The sequence below is a fragment of the Rhodococcus sp. P4_F5 genome, assembly GCF_056401315.1.
This window is the reverse complement of record NZ_JBFUJP010000152.1, coordinates 1-532: the sequence shown is the minus strand read 5'-3', so window position 1 is coordinate 532 and position 532 is coordinate 1. Positions and strand designations below refer to the sequence as shown.

The 532-nt window shown below is 55.9% G+C and carries 2 rRNA genes; both read left to right on the top strand.

The annotated features are described in order from the left end of the window. Positions 1–56: ribosomal RNA gene (locus AC1DU4_RS26325) — 16S ribosomal RNA — on the top strand; the annotation flags it as partial. 329 nt (positions 57–385) lie between these two features. Continuing rightward, a 23S ribosomal RNA gene (locus AC1DU4_RS26320) occupies positions 386–532 on the top strand; the annotation flags it as partial.

The window sequence follows — 532 nt, the reverse complement described above, 5'->3', positions numbered from 1 at the left end:
GGACGAAGTCGTAACAAGGTAGCCGTACCGGAAGGTGCGGCTGGATCACCTCCTTTCTAAGGAGCATCTCCAGCAGACGGTCTCGAAGAGTCGAGGTCGTGTCTGGCAGAGCCCGTTTAGTGAACACTGTTTCGCTGCGGGAGCTCATGGGTGGAACACTGACAAGCTTTTCCGCGTATCGGTTGGTCCCTTGTGGCCGGCYGGCGGTGAATATATCGGCATACTGTTGGGTCCTGAGAGAACACGCGAGTGTTTCATCTCTGGAAGTGACGACAAGACCTGGACGTCAGGCAGACCGCATCACCTCGGTGATGGTCGTGGTGCTGGCATTAGTTCGGGTGTTGTGTGTTGTTTGAGAACTGCACAGTGGACGCGAGCATCTTTGTTGTAAGTAGTTAAGAGCGTACGGTGGATGCCTTGGCACCAGGAGCCGATGAAGGACGTAGTAGGCTGCGATAAGCCTCGGGGAGCTGTCAAACGAGCTGTGATCCGAGGGTCTCCGAATGTCCGAGGGTCTCCGAATGGGGAAACC